18 protein-coding genes are annotated in these 14,420 nt (G+C 46.8%); 11 read left to right on the top strand and 7 right to left on the bottom strand.

Annotated features, from left to right (window positions below; genetic code table 11):
- Positions 1 to 39 precede the first annotated feature (39 nt).
- The 4 genes from kdgK to HPC38_RS00175 all read left to right on the top strand — a co-directional run bounded on the left by kdgK (position 40) and on the right by HPC38_RS00175 (position 4,062).
- The gene (gene kdgK, locus HPC38_RS00190; protein ID WP_208119270.1) at positions 40 to 960 is read left to right on the top strand and encodes a 2-dehydro-3-deoxygluconokinase; all 921 of its coding nucleotides are present in this window, start codon (positions 40 to 42) and stop codon (positions 958 to 960) included.
- Positions 961 to 1,052: 92 nt separating this feature from the next.
- A complete protein-coding gene (locus HPC38_RS00185; RefSeq protein WP_208119269.1) occupies positions 1,053 to 2,000 on the top strand; it encodes a tagatose 1,6-diphosphate aldolase in 948 nt (315 codons plus the stop codon).
- Between the two features lie 100 nt (positions 2,001 to 2,100).
- Complete coding sequence (locus HPC38_RS00180) at positions 2,101 to 3,264, top strand: anaerobic sulfatase maturase (protein WP_208119460.1); 1,164 nt, start codon at positions 2,101 to 2,103, stop codon at positions 3,262 to 3,264.
- 9 nt (positions 3,265 to 3,273) lie between these two features.
- Positions 3,274 to 4,062: a hypothetical protein gene (locus tag HPC38_RS00175; RefSeq protein WP_208119268.1), complete on the top strand. Its 789-nt coding sequence runs from the start codon at positions 3,274 to 3,276 to the stop codon at positions 4,060 to 4,062.
- Between the two features lie 76 nt (positions 4,063 to 4,138).
- Here HPC38_RS00175 and HPC38_RS00170 read toward each other — a convergent pair whose 3' ends face one another.
- From HPC38_RS00170 to prmB, 5 genes are all read right to left on the bottom strand, one after another.
- A complete protein-coding gene (locus HPC38_RS00170) occupies positions 4,139 to 4,435 on the bottom strand; it encodes a YciI family protein (protein ID WP_208119267.1) in 297 nt (98 codons plus the stop codon).
- Between the two features lie 2 nt (positions 4,436 to 4,437).
- On the bottom strand, positions 4,438 to 4,917 hold the full coding sequence (gene yciA / locus HPC38_RS00165) for an acyl-CoA thioester hydrolase YciA (RefSeq protein WP_208119266.1): 480 nt from the start codon (positions 4,915 to 4,917) through the stop codon (positions 4,438 to 4,440).
- A gap of 2 nt (positions 4,918 to 4,919) precedes the next feature.
- Positions 4,920 to 5,471, bottom strand: coding sequence for a septation protein A (locus HPC38_RS00160; protein ID WP_208119265.1), 552 nt, complete (start codon positions 5,469 to 5,471; stop codon positions 4,920 to 4,922).
- Positions 5,471 to 6,169 carry a hypothetical protein gene (locus HPC38_RS00155; protein WP_208119264.1) on the bottom strand — a complete coding sequence of 233 codons (699 nt, stop codon included), beginning with the start codon at positions 6,167 to 6,169 and terminating at the stop codon, positions 5,471 to 5,473. Before HPC38_RS00155 ends, HPC38_RS00160 begins: the two co-directional genes overlap by 1 nt.
- A gap of 103 nt (positions 6,170 to 6,272) precedes the next feature.
- Positions 6,273 to 7,223 (bottom strand): 50S ribosomal protein L3 N(5)-glutamine methyltransferase, encoded by a 951-nt coding sequence (prmB, locus tag HPC38_RS00150; protein ID WP_208119459.1) that lies wholly within the window; start codon positions 7,221 to 7,223, stop codon positions 6,273 to 6,275.
- A 121-nt stretch (positions 7,224 to 7,344) separates the two neighbouring features.
- Between prmB and smrB the strand changes: the two genes are divergently transcribed.
- From smrB to xseA, 6 genes are read left to right on the top strand one after another with little or no spacing between them, the layout of a single operon-like run.
- Positions 7,345 to 7,857, top strand: a complete 513-nt coding sequence (gene smrB / locus HPC38_RS00145) for an endonuclease SmrB (protein ID WP_208119263.1) — start codon at positions 7,345 to 7,347, stop codon at positions 7,855 to 7,857.
- Positions 7,858 to 7,890: 33 nt separating this feature from the next.
- On the top strand, positions 7,891 to 8,325 hold the full coding sequence (locus tag HPC38_RS00140; protein WP_208119262.1) for a type II toxin-antitoxin system RatA family toxin: 435 nt from the start codon (positions 7,891 to 7,893) through the stop codon (positions 8,323 to 8,325).
- Positions 8,318 to 8,689, top strand: a complete 372-nt coding sequence (locus tag HPC38_RS00135) for an RnfH family protein (RefSeq protein ID WP_208119261.1) — start codon at positions 8,318 to 8,320, stop codon at positions 8,687 to 8,689. The genes HPC38_RS00140 and HPC38_RS00135 overlap by 8 nt, the downstream gene beginning before the upstream one ends.
- On the top strand, positions 8,676 to 8,996 hold the full coding sequence (locus HPC38_RS00130; RefSeq protein ID WP_208119260.1) for a hypothetical protein: 321 nt from the start codon (positions 8,676 to 8,678) through the stop codon (positions 8,994 to 8,996). Before HPC38_RS00135 ends, HPC38_RS00130 begins: the two co-directional genes overlap by 14 nt.
- Positions 8,993 to 10,204, top strand: coding sequence for a ribosomal protein uL16 3-hydroxylase (locus tag HPC38_RS00125; RefSeq protein ID WP_208119259.1), 1,212 nt, complete (start codon positions 8,993 to 8,995; stop codon positions 10,202 to 10,204). The genes HPC38_RS00130 and HPC38_RS00125 overlap by 4 nt, the downstream gene beginning before the upstream one ends.
- A 1-nt stretch (position 10,205) precedes the next feature.
- Entirely contained in the window at positions 10,206 to 11,684 is a 1,479-nt protein-coding gene (xseA, locus tag HPC38_RS00120) for an exodeoxyribonuclease VII large subunit (protein WP_208119258.1), read from the top strand.
- 11 nt (positions 11,685 to 11,695) lie between these two features.
- On the opposite strand, the gene der is transcribed toward xseA, so the two are convergent.
- Positions 11,696 to 13,210: a ribosome biogenesis GTPase Der gene (gene der, locus HPC38_RS00115; protein ID WP_208119257.1), complete on the bottom strand. Its 1,515-nt coding sequence runs from the start codon at positions 13,208 to 13,210 to the stop codon at positions 11,696 to 11,698.
- A 141-nt stretch (positions 13,211 to 13,351) separates the two neighbouring features.
- On the bottom strand, positions 13,352 to 13,546 hold the full coding sequence (locus HPC38_RS00110; protein WP_208119256.1) for a CsbD family protein: 195 nt from the start codon (positions 13,544 to 13,546) through the stop codon (positions 13,352 to 13,354).
- A 199-nt stretch (positions 13,547 to 13,745) separates the two neighbouring features.
- Between HPC38_RS00110 and HPC38_RS00105 the strand changes: the two genes are divergently transcribed.
- On the top strand, positions 13,746 to 14,297 hold the full coding sequence (locus HPC38_RS00105; RefSeq protein WP_208119255.1) for a DUF924 family protein: 552 nt from the start codon (positions 13,746 to 13,748) through the stop codon (positions 14,295 to 14,297).
- The last annotated feature ends 123 nt before the right edge of the window (positions 14,298 to 14,420 follow it).

Genomic DNA, 14,420 nt, shown 5'->3' with positions numbered 1-14,420 from the left:
AGCATTACGCTGGCTTTGTTTAATCAAAGAGGTGATAGTATGGCGAAAAAAGTAGCAATTATCGGCGAATGTATGGTGGAGCTAAAAAAAGAAGGTGATCTTTATAGCTCAGGCTTTGGTGGGGATACCTTAAATACCGCACTTTATCTTTCGCGTTTGACCGCCAATCACGGTGTGGAAGTCGCTTATCTCACAGGCCTTGGCACCGACGAGTTTAGCCGCAATATGCTCGACGCATGGCAGCAAGAAGGTATCAACACCGATTTGGTGGCCATTTCTGAGAAAAAATTGCCAGGCCTTTATACCATCTCAACCCGCGAAGACGGCGAGCGTGATTTCCGCTATTGGCGCAGCGATGCGGCAGCGCGTTTTTGGCTCTCCAGCGTCGATATTGAGGCGTTATACCGCACTTTGAGCGATTATGAATTGATTTACCTCAGTGGTATTAGTCTTGCCATTTTACCTGAAAAAGAACGAAATATTTTATTTGAACTGTTAGAACGCGCTCACAATAACGGCGTGAAAATTGCCTTTGACAACAACTATCGCCCAATTTTGTGGGAGAGCAAAGAGGCGACCCAGGCGGCCTATGCTCGTATTTTAAAACTTACCGACATTGCGTTTTTAACCTTTGATGATGAAGTGATGCTCTATGGCGATAGCGCTTTGAGTGAGTGCTTAGACCGCACTTGTGCATTTGGCGTGCGTGAAATTGTGATCAAACGTGGCAGCGAGTCTTGCATCGTGGTGACCCGCGATGAACGCGTGGAACTTGCCCCAACGCCAGTGAAAAACGTGATCGATACCACAGCAGCGGGGGATTCATTTAGTGCAGGTTATCTTGGTGAACGTTTGCAAGGCAAGTCAATACTGGATGCCATCGCTGGCGGGCACCGATTGGCTGGCACGGTCATTCAGCACAAAGGTGCCATTATTCCAAAAGACGCCATGCCACAATAATCATTTAGAAAGCAGGCGTATGCCTGCTTTGCTTTTTTGTGATAATGGTTTTATTATACACAAGATGAGAATGATTTTTACTAGGAGAGTCTATGTCTGAGTTAAGACAACAACGTTTAAAAAAATTATGTAGCGACACGCACATCATCGGCGCACTGGCGATTGACCAACGTGGCGCATTACGTCGTATGTTAGGCGATGGTGCGACAAATGAGCAATTAGCCGCATTTAAAGTGCTGGTATCACAATACCTTACCCCTAATGCGTCATCTATTTTGCTAGACCCAGAAGTAGGCTGGAATGCCGCAAGTCAACGTGCGCCAAATGCAGGGCTTTTAATGGCGTATGAAAAAACAGGCTATGATAAAACCGTTCCAGGGCGTTATCCTGATTTGATCGATGATGTTTCTGTTTATCGCTTGAAAGAAAAAGGCGCCGATGGCGTGAAATTATTGCTCTATATCGACATTGACGAAGGCAAAGCGGTTAATGACGTGAAAGAGGCTTTTGTGGAGCGAGTGGCATCAGAGTGTAAAGCCGAAGAGATGCCATTTTTCTTGGAATTGGTCAGTTATGACGCCAACGTCAGCGACCCAAAAGAATACGCTAAACTCAAACCACGCAAAGTGATTGAAGCCATGAAACTGTTCAGCCAGCCGCGCTTTGGCGTTGACGTGTTGAAAGTGGAAGTGCCAGTGAACATGAACTATGTTGAAGGCTATGGCGAAGAGGTGGTTCACACGCAAGCGCAAGCGAAAGCCTTTTTTAAAGAGCAAAGTGACGCGACCAACACGCCATTTATCTTCTTAAGTGCGGGTGTGAGCTCTGAGCTGTTCAACGAAACCTTGCGCTTTGCCAAAGCCGCTGGCAGCCACTTCAACGGTGTGCTGTGTGGGCGTGCAACGTGGGCAGGTGCGGTAGATGTATTTAAAAACGAGGGTGAAGACGCGGCTCGGGCTTGGCTTGAAACGCAAGGTCGTGCCAATATTGAAGCACTCAACGCTGTGTTAAACGAAAACGCCACCCCAATTAAACTATAATTTTTCTGGCGTTATTGATGTCAATAACGCCTTTTTTCTCTTTTTATTTTATGGAGTGATTTTGCAGCAACCTAATTCTAAGCCCAGCTACTTTCACGTGATGGCTAAACCAAGTAGTTTCAACTGCAATATCAAATGTGAATACTGCTTTTATCTTGAAAAAGAGGCAGTGCTTGCGCATAAAGTGGATTTGATGAGTGATGAAACGCTCAAAGCCTATGTTAAAAACTACATCGAATCGCACGCAGGTGATACAGTTGATTTTGCCTGGCAGGGGGGCGAGCCAACCTTAATGGGGATCGATTTTTATCGTAAAGCGCTGGCCTATCAACACGAATTTGCTAACGGCAAGACCATCACAAACAGCTTCCAAACCAACGGCATTGCATTTAACCGCCAGTGGATGGAGCTGTTTAAACAAAACAATTTTTTAATTGGCATTTCCGTGGACGGCGCAAGTGCGGTGCATGATAGATACCGCATTTCGATCAACGGGCAGCCGACATTTGAGCGTGTTAAACGGGGCATTAATCTGCTAAAAGAGTATGAAGTGGATTTTAATACGCTCACTGTGATCAACGATCAAAATTGGCACAAAGGTGTGGAAACCTATGAGGCTTTAAAAGATCTTGGTTCCACTTTTATGCAGTTTATCCCGATTGTGGAAGTGGCCAATTACGATTTGACCAAGGCTGATTATTCCCCCAATAAAAACGCCCGTATGGCGCCGTTTTCTGTGCCACGCGAGGGGTATGGGCGCTTTTTGTTGGATGTGTTTAACCACTGGGTGCGCCGTGATGTGGGCACCATTTTTGTACGGGAGTTTGACAATCTGCTCGGGCAATGGATGGGTTTTCCGTCCACTAGTTGTATCCACACGGTAACATGCGGCAAAGCGGTGGTTATCGAGGCCAATGGTGATATTTATTCGTGCGACCATTTTGTTTATCCAGCCTATAAAATTGGCAACGCTACTAAAACACCGCTTAGCGCGATCATCAATTCCAAAAAACAACAAGCCTTTGGTGATGCGAAACGTGATACATTAACTAAAGCGTGCGAAAAATGTGATGTGAGAATGATCTGCCACGGCGGTTGCCCAAAACACCGCATCGTACCGCTGAAAGGGGAGCAGCATAAACATAATTATCTCTGCCCATCCTACCAGCTCTTTTTCCGCCAAACAGCACCTGTAATGAACCGCATGCGGCAAATTATTCAGCATGGTGGATTAGCAGCGGATATTATGCCAATGATACGTTAAGGATAAAGTATGCAAAAACTGACATTAACACTATTCGATAAAGACGATAATATCAAGCTCGCGCGCAGTGATTTTGATGAGGTGGTGGCGACCTTTAAAGGGGAATACGCACAAGGCGACAAATGGGTGGTGGAAGCGCAAACCTACCCGTGTTTTTTAAAAGTGCGGTTGGAAGATAGCTTTGAAAGTGCGGTTTTATATTTAACCGACAAGCTCATTTTCACCATTCCTTTTGGCGATGCGGCGCGTGTCTACAATTCGGATAAAGCCTTCCGTGGCGGCATGCACTTTGTGTGGGTGAGAGTGGCGCGGGAATATGAAATTAACCAATACGGCAACCTTGCCTTTAATCCTTATCAACAAACTGATCAGCAGGGCGTTTATCCGTGCGCACAGAGCAATATTCAAGCGGGCAATATCCGTTTTGCGGCGCGTAATGTTATTGACGGCGCATTTGACACCAATGCCCATGGCTCTTACCCATACACTTCATGGAGCAACGCGCAAGATTCCAGTGCGCAGCTCAGCATCATATTCGGGCGCACAGTGGAGATTGACAGCGTCATCTTATACCTGAGAGCCGATTTTCCTCATGATAGCTGGTGGCAACATTTGACAATCACCTTCGACGACGAGCAACCTGAAACGATCGAAGCCAAACGCACAGGCAAAGCGCAGCATTACCAATTCAGCGCCCGTCAATGCCAAAAAATCACCCTCAGCAACCTCATTAAAGGGGAAGAGCCTGCACCCTTCACCGCACTTTCCCAACTTGAAGTGCTTGGGCGTAATGTGTGAAAAGCAAAGTGCGGTTTGACCGCACTTTATTTGCTATCGGCATTGGCACAATGACGAATAATGATCGAATGAGTAATTAAAACACCCGTTTAAACGGCTTGACGATTACCTCACCATAGACGCCAGCTTCAACATAGGGGTCGGCTTTGGCCCATTGTTGTGCAGCCTCAAGGCTATCAAATTGTGCGATCACAGTAGAACCCGTGAATCCCGCCTCTTGTGGGTTTTCATCATCAATGGCAGGGTTTGGCCCAGCAACTAATAGGCGATTATCGGTTTGCAATGCTCTTAGGCGGTCTAAGTGCTGTTCACGTACAGCCAAACGCTGAGTTAAAGTATTGGGTTTATCTTGTGCAAAAATAACATAATACATTATTAGCAGCCCTCATTTTCAAGTTCACGCATGGCTTTATCAAGTTCTGGATTATTTTCTTTATTGATTGGGCGTGGACGACCATTTTTATCAATGGCGACAAAAGTGAATATTGCATCTGTTACACAGTAGCGCTCATTAAAAGGATCGGTAGAAACTTTTTTTACCCACACTTCCACCTCAACTTTGAGTGAACTATTGCCCACCTTTATACAACGTCCGTAGCAGCAAATAACATCACCAACGCTGACAGGGCGAATGAAATTGATTTTATCTACTGATACAGTCACGACAGGGCCTTGTGCAATTTCTTTTGCCATAATTGCGCCGCCTAAGTCCATCTGCGACATAATCCAACCGCCAAAAATATCGCCATTGGCATTGGTGTCCGACGGCATTGCCAAGGTGCGTAACAACAATCGCCCACGCGACACACGCCCTGGGTTTGCGCCCGCTTGAGTTTCTACAAATTCGTTTGCCATGATTAATCCTTGTGTCTGTTGTTGCTTTCTTGTGGCAGGTATTTATACAAATAGACGCCCGTGGCAAGGGTGGCAATCAAGGTGAGCCCCAAAATGCCAAACACTTTAAAGTTATACCACGCGTCGTCAGAAAAATAGTGGCTGATGAAGATATTTAGCACCATACACATGAAAAAGAACATCGCCCAGCCGAGATTGAGCTTGCCCCATACGTATTCAGGCAGCACCAGCTCTTTGCCGAGCAGCGCTTTGACCAGTGGCTTGTGGAAGACATATTGGCTGACGAAAAGTGCGGTTGCAAAAATGGCATATACCACAGTGACTTTCCATTTTAAAAAGGTGAGATCGTTAAAATAGACGGTCAGCAGGCCAAAAAAGACTACGGCAATCGCCATGATTTTTTGTGATTTTTCAATTTTGCCAAATTTGAGATGCAGCACGACGAGCTGGATAAGGGTGGCTACAATGAGCACCACTGCACTGATTTGTACGCCGTAGAGTTTGTAGGCGATAAAAAATAAAATGAGCGGAATAAATTCAATCAACTGCTTCATTATGCGCTCCGTTGCATAAACTGTTGATAAAAGCGGTAGGTGAAAATCAAACTAAAAACCGCAATGGTGGAGCTTATTAAGGTGGTGAGCACCTCAACCAGCGCAGAGTCTCCTAAGCGCGCGAGTTGTAAATTGACTGCACTTGGAAAAATATACGCAATGATAGTGAACAAAAAGAGTGCAAACATACGCCCTGTGCCCTGTTGCCACACTTTTTTCATCGCCGCATTGATGGAAGTGCGGTCAATCACATAGGCATAAGGTGCAAGGGATAGGCGCACAAACATAAAGCCGCCGAGCAAAATTGCAACCAAGCCTAAAATGCCACCCGATCCAGTGAGTAGGCTTAAAATGGCGAGCGTAAAGGGCAACACAACGAAAAAGTTAAGTAATAAAAACGGCAGCAGCTGCTTGAGACTGTTGCTCAATGCGCTGGCGTAGTGGATTTGATGGGTGCGGCTGACTTGCATAATGGCGTTAAGCAACCATAATGTCACAACCAGCACAGCAATTTGTCCACCCACCGCAATCAAGGCTTGTGTGGTGTTGATTTGATTGGTTTCATTAACCAGTGGGTCAAGGGGCAATGCGCGTAGCGTAAAAGCAATGATGGCTTGCAGCACAATAAAAAACAGCGTCATCTGTTTTTGATTGCGCATAAAATTCACACAGTCTTGGATAATCGCGGTAAAATTCATGACTAGACTTCCTATTGGCTAAACGGGGCAAAGTATAGCAAGTTGAGGGGGGATTTTCATCATTTTTCAATGTGAAAGTGCGGTCAGCTGACCGCACTTTGTACTACTTGTAGGCTTGAAATTCGGCTTGACAGTTGAGCAGTTGCGCACGGGTGATAGAGAACACGCCGTCGCCACCATGTTTAAATTGAATCCAATTAAACGGTACATTCGGGAACTGTTCTTGTAAGTGCACCATACTATTGCCCACCTCACACACCAATACGCCGTGTTCTGTTAAATAATCGGCGGCATGCGCTAAAATACGTTTAACTAACACTAAGCCATCATCGCCTGCCTCAAGTGCCATTTTCGGCTCGTGTTCGTATTCTGCTGGCATATCACTGAGATCTTCAGCGTCAACATAAGGTGGATTACATACAATGAGATTGTAGCTGTCTTGTGGTAGTGCTTGAAAAAGATCCGATTTCAATGGGAACACTTGCTGTAATGCATCGTGTTTTTCAATATTGATTTCGGTGACTTCAAGCGCCTCATTGGAGAGATCCACAGCGTCAATTTCTGCATGGGGGAAACGCTCAGCGCAGGCAATCGCAATGCAACCACTGCCCGTACAGAGATCTAAAATGCGTTTTGGCTCTTCTTGCAGCAAGCCGGTGAAACCATCTTGAATCAGTTCACCAATTGGAGATCGAGGTACAATTACGCGCTCATCAACATAAAAAGGCAAACCACAAAACCATGCTTGATTGGTTATGTAAGCAAGCGGTTTACGCTCGCTGATACGGCTAATTAGTGCATTGAAAATACGATCTTTTTCGTGAAAAGTTAAGTTGGATGAATATAATGCTTGCGGCACATCTTGCGGCAAGTGTAAGCAAGATAGTACTAATTGTACGGCTTCGTCCCATGCGTTATCTTGCCCATGCCCATAGTAAATATCGGAGGCATTGAAACAGCTATACGCCCAACGTAGATAATCTTGAATATTATGTAACTCTTCATAAACAGGTGCGTCAGACATTTCTTCAATGAGTGCTTGATTGTAAGTCATTTCTTCTTCAGACATTGTGTACCTCGAGTATTATCATTTTTAAGTCATAGTTATATCACATTTTAGCAATTAAGGCATAGAGCGTGGTAAAATAGATTTTTTAAATTGAATTAGAGATGTGATGAGCTTAGATGATGATGACATCAAACTGTTTCGTGAACAAGTGCGTGGCGTCAAAGCGTTGCGCCAAGACACGCACAGTTTACGAGTGCCCAAAATAGCGCAAAAGCGTGAGAAGAAGATCGACGCGCAAAAGCAAGACAATCTGTTTTATTTTTCTGACCAATACGAACCGCACTTAGAAGAAGGGGCAGTCATTCGTTATCGGCGTGAAAATGAAGAACCTCACTTATTAAAACAGCTGCGCCGCGGTGATTTTGAGCCTGAGTTATTTTTGGATTTGCACGGGCTTACCCGTGAACAAGCCAAGCAAGAGCTGGCCGCACTGTTGCTGGCGTGTGAGCAAGAAAATGTGGCATGTGCAAGTATTATGACAGGTTACGGCACCTATGCACTCAAGCAGCAAATTCCACGCTGGCTGGTGCAGCACCCTAAAGTGCGCGCGATACATCAAGCGCCGAAAGAGTGGGGTGGTGATGCCGCGTTTTTATTTTTATTTGATGTGCAATCCTAGCCGCTTAGCGAGAATATAATAAGGAGATCGCAAATGCCATCGGTTAATCAATCTGCTATGGTTGACTTTAGTGCGCAGCAGATGTATCAATTGGTCAATGATTACGAGCAATACCCGCACTTTTTACCAGGCTGCGTGGGGGCACGCACGCTCAATCGTAGTGAAAATGAGCTGACTGCTGAGCTTGTGATCAGTAAAGCAGGCATAAGCCAGCAGTTTACAACGCATAATATCATGCAGCCCAATCGTGAAATTTTGATCGAATTGGTGGAAGGGCCATTTCGCTTTTTAAAAGGCATGTGGCGTTTTGAACCATTAGATGAACAGTCGTGTATTATTCGTTTGCAGCTAGAATTTGAGTTTTCTAACTTTTTAATCAGTAAATTATTTGGCAAAATCTTCGAGCAATTAACACAAAAAATGGTGTCAGCTTTCAAACAGCGGGCAAGTGAGGTGTACGGTGGCTGATAAAATCCGCATTCAAATTGCTTATGCACGACCAGATTGCTACTTTTTACAGCACTATCAGGTCGAACAGGGCACAACTATTCAAAGTGCGGTGCTCAGTTCTGGCATATTAGAACAATTTCACGAAATTGATTTGCGCAAAAACGCACTGGGTATCTTTGCCCGCCCTGCTAAATTGACAGACGTGTTGCAAGATGGTGACCGCATTGAAATCTATCGCCCACTGCTGGCTGATCCGAAAGAGATCCGTCGCAAACGTGCGGAGCAGCAACGGTTAGAGCAAGAGGCGGAGAAAGCACGCGAGCGCGCGCTTAAGCGTGAACAAAAGCAACTTGAAAAAGAGCGCCAACATGATGAAACTTGAAGGTGTCTATCAAAGTGCGGTCAAATGTAGTCTGCTGTTTTTGCTGGTGTTGGGAGGTGCGTTTGGCGTGTGTGTTGTGCTGGATTTAACTTTTCCCACGCCACTGGCATTTTTAGCGGTGGCGGTGTTATATTTACTGCTAACACCAAGCATATTGCTGCATCTGCCATTGGCTGATGGCGAATTTTTACCGTTGCCTGCCAGCCCACAAGGTTGGCTTTTGGGCGCTGGGTTAGTATTATTTATGTTATTTACAATAAGCCTCGTATTTGTGCTAGCGTGGCGATTTTTGAGAGTGAAACAATGATTGAATTTGATTATTTATGTTTGCCAAAAGGCATTACCCCAGAAATTTTCCTAAGTGACTATTGGCAGAAAAAGCCCCTGTTGATTAAGCAAGGCTTGCCGCAAATTAAAGGACTGTTAGAACCGCAGGATATTATTGAGCTTGCTCAGCAAGAGGACGTCACCGCGCGTTTGGTGCAAACCACCGTAGAGCAAGGTGAAGAACGCTGGACGCTGAAAACTAGCCCATTGGCGGCGAGTGATTTTGAGCATTTGCCTGAGAAATGGTCCGTGTTGGTGCAAAATCTTGAACAATGGTCGCCAGAACTCGGTGAACTATGGCACGCCTTTCAGTTTATCCCACAATGGCAGCGTGATGATATTATGGTGTCTTACGCGCCAGCGGGTGGCTCGGTGGGCAAGCATTATGACGAATACGATGTGTTTTTAGTGCAAGCCTATGGGCATCGCCGCTGGCAGCTCGGCAAGTGGTGTGATCCGAGTACCGAATTTAAAGAAAATCAGCCGATTCGCATTTTTGACGACATGGGCGAGCTGATTTTTGACGAAGTGATGGAGCCGGGCGATGTACTGTATGTGCCATCACGTTTGTCGCATTTCGGCGTAGCGCAAGACGACTGCCTGACCGTATCCTTTGGTTTGCGTTACCCTAATTTGGGTGATTTACTCGAAGGCGTTAACAACACGCTTAACCACAGCTCACCGCACTTTAATGCCAGTGAGTTCACAATTCCATTGCGCTTAACGCCACAATGGCAACCGCTGGCCAAATTAGACGATGACATGGTGCAAGCCATGAAGCGCGAGTTGCTGGAAACATTAAGTCACTCGGCTGAATTTGACAAATTGTTTAAACAGGCGGTGGCTAGCGCGGTCAGCACGCGGCGCTATGAGCTGCTTGAAAGCGATGATGAATATTACCCTGATGAGTTGGCACAGGCGCTGCAACAGGGGGCGCGAATCGTGCAGGACAATAATTGCAAAATGCTCTACACCGAGCAGCCTTTCGCGTTTTATGTCAACGGCGAATGGCTTGATGAGCTAAATCCAACGGAACTGGCCGTGTTGGTCTCACTGGCTAATGGCAGCGTGTTAGATTGGCAGATGCTGCAACGTTTCGCCCCTGATTACAACGACATGGTACAAACTCTGCTGCTGGATTCACTGTGTAACTGGCTGGAAAATGGCTGGCTGATTTTGCAGGATTAAGATGGCTGACACCATTTACAGCGTTTCGCAACTCAACCACAGCGCCAAAAGCGTGCTTGAAAGCCAGCTTGGGCGCGTGTGGCTGACAGGCGAAATTTCCAATTTTGTGCAACCGATTTCGGGGCATTGGTATTTGAGTTTGAAAGATGAAAATGCCCAAGTGCGGTGCGCGATGTTTCGTGGTAATAACGCCCGCGTGACGTTTCGCCCTGAAAATGGTATGCAGGTGCTGGTGCGCGCGCAGGTGAGTATGTATGAGCCGCGCGGAGATTATCAGCTTTTGATTGAATCAATGCAAATGGCAGGAGACGGGCTGTTACAGCAGCAATTTGAACGGCTGAAGCTGATGCTCGCCGCAGAAGGGCTATTTGCACAGCAGTATAAAAAAGCCTTACCGCACTTTTGCCATAAAGTGGGGATCATCACCTCAAAAAGTGGCGCGGCGCTGCATGATATGCTCACAATTCTTTCCCGTCGCAGCCCCATGACGGAGATTATTTTGTATCCAACCGCAGTGCAAGGCAAAAGTGCGGCGGAGGAGATTGCAGAAACGATTGCGCTGGCCAACGCGCGCCAAGAGGTGGATGTGCTGATTGTCGGGCGTGGCGGTGGCGCATTGGAAGATTTGTGGTGCTTTAATGAAGAACAGGTCGCACGGGCAATTTTTGCCTCACACATTCCTATCATCAGTGCTGTTGGGCATGAAACGGATGTGACGATCGCTGATTTTGTAGCAGATTTGCGCGCCCCAACACCGTCGGCGGCGGCAGAATTGGTCAGCCAAGACAGCCAAGCACTGCAACGTCAACTCAGTACGGCGCTGCAAACCCTGTTTATTGCTTTTGATCGCCAAACCGAGCGCTTGGCACAACGGCTGCACACGTTTGTGTTGCGCTTGAACCATCAGCACCCAAAGCGCTTGCTTGCGGAACAAAACACCCAGCTAAGCCACCTTGTGCAGCGTATGCAAAGTGCGGTCAATGCGCAGTTAAAAGCCGACCAACAGCGATTTGTGTTGCGGCAACAGCAGCTTTACGCGCAGCATCCAAAGCGCCAGTTGCAAGTGCAATCTGTGCGCCTGAAACAGGCCTATACGCAATTGCAAAGTGCGGTGACGCGCGCCCTGCAACAAGCACAGCAGCAACACACTTATTTGCACCAGCGTTTGGTGAAATCGCCCTTGCCGTATCAATTGATGCAACAGGAACAACGCATTGCGCAATATCGCGTGGTGTTGAAAAATGCGATGTATCGCGTGTTACAAGCCAAGCAACATCGCTTTGCGCAACACACCTTGTTGCTGGATAATCTCAGCCCGCTGAAAGTGCTCACTCGGGGCTATTCCATCACTTTAGACAACCACGGCAACAGCGTGAAAAGTGCCCTTGCTCTGCGCACAGGTGATGTGATTACCACACGTTTGCTGCACGGGCAGGTGACTAGTCAGGTGATTGATATTCAAAAGAAAAGCGAGTTTTAACTCGCCTTTTGCTATTTTTTCTTCGATTTTTTAATAAACTTCATCAGCCGTTTGCGCTTGCGCAGCTGCGTTGGCGTAAGAGTGTTACGCTTGCCCGCATAAGGGTTCGCCCCTTCTTGGAATTGAATGCGAATCGGCGTGCCGATAATTTTCAAGCTGCGACGGTAGTAGTTGGCCAAATAGCGTTTGTAGGAGTCGGGCAATTTTTCCACCTGATTGCCGTGAATGACGATAATCGGCGGATTATGCCCACCAGGGTGAGCGTATTTCAATTTCACTCGACGGCCTGATACGAGTGGTGGTTGATGCTCATCGGTTGCCATTTGCAAAATGCGCGTTAGCATAGAGGTGGAGTAGCGTTTAATGGCGCAGGCATAGGCCTCTTGCACCGATTTAAACAAATTCCCCACGCCAGAGCCATGCAGCGCGGAAATAAAATGCACGCGCGCAAAATCAATGAAATCCAAGCGGCGATCAAGCTCAGATTTGATCTGATCTTTGGCGTCCATATCCAGCCCGTCCCATTTATTCACGACAATCACCAGCGAGCGCCCTGCGTTAAGAATAAAGCCCAACAAGGAGAGATCTTGATCGGAAATACCTTCGCGCGCATCGATCACCAACAGCACGACATTGGCATCTTCAATCGCTTGCAGCGTTTTAATCACGGAAAATTTTTCCACCGCCAAAGTCACTTTGCCGCGTTTGCGCACCCCTGCGGTGTCGATCAAGGTGTATTCTTGCCCGTCACGTTCCATCGGGATGTAGACACTGTCACGCGTGGTGCCAGGCAGATCGTACACTACCACGCGGTCTTCACCCAAAATGCGGTTTGTCAGGGTGGATTTGCCGACATTGGGGCGGCCTACGATCGCAATTTTAATATTGCGCTGTGTAATGTCTTCAGGGTCGTCTTCTTCGTCGTCGTTTTCTAAAAGTGCGGTCAGCGCGTCATCATCAAGGTTGAACTCATCATCCCACTCATCGTCTTCGTCATCATCTCCGAGCTCACTTTCATCTTGTGCGAGCTGCTCTTGCGCCAGTGGGGCGAGCACTTGCTCGATCAACGCGTTCACGCCACGCCCTTGGGAGGCGGCGATTTGCACAATCTCGCCAAGGCCTAACTGATAAAATTCCGCACAGTGAGAGTCGGCATCAATGCCATCAGTTTTATTCGCTACCACCACGGTGGTTTTATCACGTTGGCGCAGATAATTCGCCAGCCCAATATCCGCGGGCATTAGCCCTGCGCGGGCGTCCACCATAAATAGCACCACATCGGCTTCATCAATGGCCAGCAGCGATTGCTCCGCCATTTTTTCTTCCACGCCTTCCTCGCTGCCATCAATGCCGCCAGTATCAATCACAATAAAATCATGGCCTGCCAAGTGCGCCTGTCCATATTTTCGATCGCGAGTTAAGCCTGGGAAATCCGCCACCAACGCATCGCGAGTGCGCGTTAATCGGTTAAAGAGAGTCGATTTGCCCACATTTGGGCGCCCCACAAGGGCAATTACCGGCGTCATCTTGTTATCCTTTTCATAAAACTGTAATTAATCTGCCATCATACCCAATTTTGCCGTGAACATATAGCAAAATTTATCAAAGTGCGGTCAAACTGCGGACAAAAAAATACTCGCCGAAGCGAGTATTTGTGTGCGTGCGGATTATGAGTCTTCCCACTCTTTGAGTTCTTTTTCCACTTCTTCTTTAGTTAGACCATAGCGCTCTTGAAGTTTGCCTACAAGTTGATCGCGCTTGCCTTCAATCACAGTCAGATCGTCATCGGTCAACTTGCCCCATTTTTCTTTCACAGAGCCTTTAAGTTGTTCCCATTTACCTTCGACTTGATCCCAATTCATAATTGCTCCTTAATTTTGTTACCACTGTTATTCAGTGGATTTTAGTATATAACATATTTCTTATAAAATCAAATGGTTGCAATTTTAGTAGTGAGTGGCGAGGCCTTTTAGCGGTGAAAAAAGGCGGTATAACCTTTTGTCAAAATGCCTGTTCTGTGGTTGAATAGGAGCTGAATAAATGACGAAATAAGGGGGCGGTATGCAGGTTCATCGTGATGCACAAACGGTATTAGATTTTTGGTTTGATGAGAAAAATCAGGCGCACTGGTTTGTTAAAAGTGCGGTTTTTGATGAGCAAATTCGCACTCAGTTTGCTGATGTTCTGATGCAAGCGTCCGCCTGTGAGCTTTCCGAGTGGCGCACCACAGTGGAAGGGCGGCTGGCTGAGATTATTGTACTGGATCAGTTTTCACGCAATATTTATCGCAATACGCCACAAGCCTTTGCACAAGATGACATTGCCTTGGCGCTGGCACAAGAAGCGCTGAAAAAAGAAGGCTATGTAGCGCTGTGCCCTGTGCAGAAAAAGTTTATCTTAATGCCGTTTATGCACAGCGAATCACGCTTGATTCATGAGCGAGCATTGCCGTATTTTGAGGCGCTGCAAGATGAACGCACGTTAGATTATGAATTGCGCCACAAGGCAATTATCGACCAATTTGGGCGTTATCCACACCGCAATGCGATTTTAAACCGCACTTCGACACCAGAAGAACAAGACTTCCTCAAACAGCCCAACAGTGCGTTCTAACTCAAACAAAACCCCACCATTAGGTGGGGTTTTTATGTAGCGCAGCGAGGTTACAGCTTCCCCTTTTGGTTTATTTGGTTATCAATTGATGATAAGATTTCGGCGAGCATCGAAGATAAGTGT

Source organism: Spirabiliibacterium pneumoniae, assembly GCF_014884995.1.
GTDB classification, from domain to species: domain Bacteria; phylum Pseudomonadota; class Gammaproteobacteria; order Enterobacterales; family Pasteurellaceae; genus Spirabiliibacterium; species Spirabiliibacterium pneumoniae.
Note: the sequence above shows the minus strand (reverse complement) of the source record. Positions and strands in the feature narration are given on the sequence as shown.

Excerpts from the sequence above, each read along its gene's own strand:
- kdgK (WP_208119270.1), top strand. The coding sequence starts at position 40 with ATGGCGAAAAAAGTAGCAATTATCGGCGAATGTATGGTGGAGCTAAAA.
- HPC38_RS00185 (WP_208119269.1), top strand. The coding sequence starts at position 1,053 with ATGTCTGAGTTAAGACAACAACGTTTAAAAAAATTATGTAGCGACACG.
- HPC38_RS00180 (WP_208119460.1), top strand. The coding sequence starts at position 2,101 with ATGGCTAAACCAAGTAGTTTCAACTGCAATATCAAATGTGAATACTGC.
- HPC38_RS00175 (WP_208119268.1), top strand. The coding sequence starts at position 3,274 with ATGCAAAAACTGACATTAACACTATTCGATAAAGACGATAATATCAAG.
- HPC38_RS00170 (WP_208119267.1), bottom strand. The coding sequence starts at position 4,435 with ATGTATTATGTTATTTTTGCACAAGATAAACCCAATACTTTAACTCAG.
- yciA (WP_208119266.1), bottom strand. The coding sequence starts at position 4,917 with ATGGCAAACGAATTTGTAGAAACTCAAGCGGGCGCAAACCCAGGGCGT.
- HPC38_RS00160 (WP_208119265.1), bottom strand. The coding sequence starts at position 5,471 with ATGAAGCAGTTGATTGAATTTATTCCGCTCATTTTATTTTTTATCGCC.
- HPC38_RS00155 (WP_208119264.1), bottom strand. The coding sequence starts at position 6,169 with ATGAATTTTACCGCGATTATCCAAGACTGTGTGAATTTTATGCGCAAT.
- prmB (WP_208119459.1), bottom strand. The coding sequence starts at position 7,223 with ATGACTTACAATCAAGCACTCATTGAAGAAATGTCTGACGCACCTGTT.
- smrB (WP_208119263.1), top strand. The coding sequence starts at position 7,345 with ATGAGCTTAGATGATGATGACATCAAACTGTTTCGTGAACAAGTGCGT.
- HPC38_RS00140 (WP_208119262.1), top strand. The coding sequence starts at position 7,891 with ATGCCATCGGTTAATCAATCTGCTATGGTTGACTTTAGTGCGCAGCAG.
- HPC38_RS00130 (WP_208119260.1), top strand. The coding sequence starts at position 8,676 with ATGATGAAACTTGAAGGTGTCTATCAAAGTGCGGTCAAATGTAGTCTG.
- HPC38_RS00125 (WP_208119259.1), top strand. The coding sequence starts at position 8,993 with ATGATTGAATTTGATTATTTATGTTTGCCAAAAGGCATTACCCCAGAA.
- xseA (WP_208119258.1), top strand. The coding sequence starts at position 10,206 with ATGGCTGACACCATTTACAGCGTTTCGCAACTCAACCACAGCGCCAAA.
- der (WP_208119257.1), bottom strand. The coding sequence starts at position 13,210 with ATGACGCCGGTAATTGCCCTTGTGGGGCGCCCAAATGTGGGCAAATCG.
- HPC38_RS00110 (WP_208119256.1), bottom strand. The coding sequence starts at position 13,546 with ATGAATTGGGATCAAGTCGAAGGTAAATGGGAACAACTTAAAGGCTCT.
- HPC38_RS00105 (WP_208119255.1), top strand. The coding sequence starts at position 13,746 with ATGCAGGTTCATCGTGATGCACAAACGGTATTAGATTTTTGGTTTGAT.